Raw genomic sequence first — 1094 nt, forward strand, 5'->3', positions numbered from 1 at the left:
CCTTTGCCATCTAGGGTTGAAGCAATTCCTACTATTGGTTGATTTAGGTTTTTATTGGCTAGAGAGCCATAGAAGGTTGCACTTCCATAGCTAAATACTCCACCGTCTTTTGCAACTACGTAATATCCAGGCTTTGTGGTGGTAGATGGATTTTGAGTTGATGGACTTTGATTAGTTGTAAGTGTTGTTATAGATACCTCGTTAGAAGGTAACGAACTACCTGAGGTGTTAGTTGCTTCTATATAGAAGTAATAGGTAGTAGATGGATTGAGGTTTGTAACTGTACAGCTTGTTGAACTAGCAGTTAAAGGTGTTGTACAGCTAATAGGTGTAGTTGATTCTTTTCCACTTGTTGTTCCTTCAAAGATGTTGTAGCCAGTAGCTGGTAGATAGCTTTGGTTAGTAGATTGGCTCCAGCTAAGTGTTATAGATGTTGGTGAAATAGGTGTTGGATTGTTTAGTTGTGGGGGTGCTGGGTATGGAAAAGTAGTGGTGATTACTTGAGGAGTTTGTTAGACAGAGCCAGCATTGCAATATGGACCAGTAGCGCTTATACCTCTTTGGTCTGTTGTTGGACAAAGGGTGATGCTAGGTCCACCAGTAACAATAGTCACACGTGTGTTAGTCGGTATCAATCCGATTGCTGGGTTGCCTGGCTCAGGCAGGATTGTTTGTGTTGGACCACCGTTGTTTTGAAGGGGACCAAGATTTTCAGACGCGGTCGAGACAATACTTGTAGATGTATTAGCAGCAGGTGAGCTTGGAAAACCACAGGTGTTATCGTCTGCGACGATGTAGCCAAGGTCAGTAATTTTGGTAACGTACCCGCCACACTCACCGCGAGATGGGGCACCACCTTTAGTTGCGAGTAGGTCGGCGGCGAGGGTGAGGGTCCCGGAGTTGTAGATGCCGCCGCCGCTGTTGTTGGCCCTGTTGTTTGAGATGGTGTCGTTGGTGGCGGTAAGGGTACCGGAGTTGGAGTTGTAGATGCCACCGCCGCTGTTGTTGGCCCTGTTGTTTGAGATGGTGTCGTTGGTGGCGGTAAGGGTACCGAAGTTGTCGTTGTAGATGCCACCGCCGCTGTTGGCCCTGTT

Annotated in this window: 2 protein-coding genes; both read right to left on the bottom strand. The window is 46.9% G+C overall.

Features of this window, described 5'->3' with window-relative positions:
• On the bottom strand, positions 1–497 hold a 497-nt coding region (locus AXFE_RS21785), incomplete at its 3' end, for a fibronectin type III domain-containing protein (RefSeq protein WP_160291943.1).
• A 15-nt stretch (positions 498–512) separates the two neighbouring features.
• Positions 513–1094: choice-of-anchor Q domain-containing protein (locus AXFE_RS20265; RefSeq protein ID WP_200891369.1), on the bottom strand; the 582-nt coding region annotated here is incomplete at its 5' end.

This window comes from Acidithrix ferrooxidans, assembly GCF_000949295.1.
In the GTDB taxonomy this organism is placed as follows: Bacteria; Actinomycetota; Acidimicrobiia; order Acidimicrobiales; family Acidimicrobiaceae; genus Acidithrix; species Acidithrix ferrooxidans.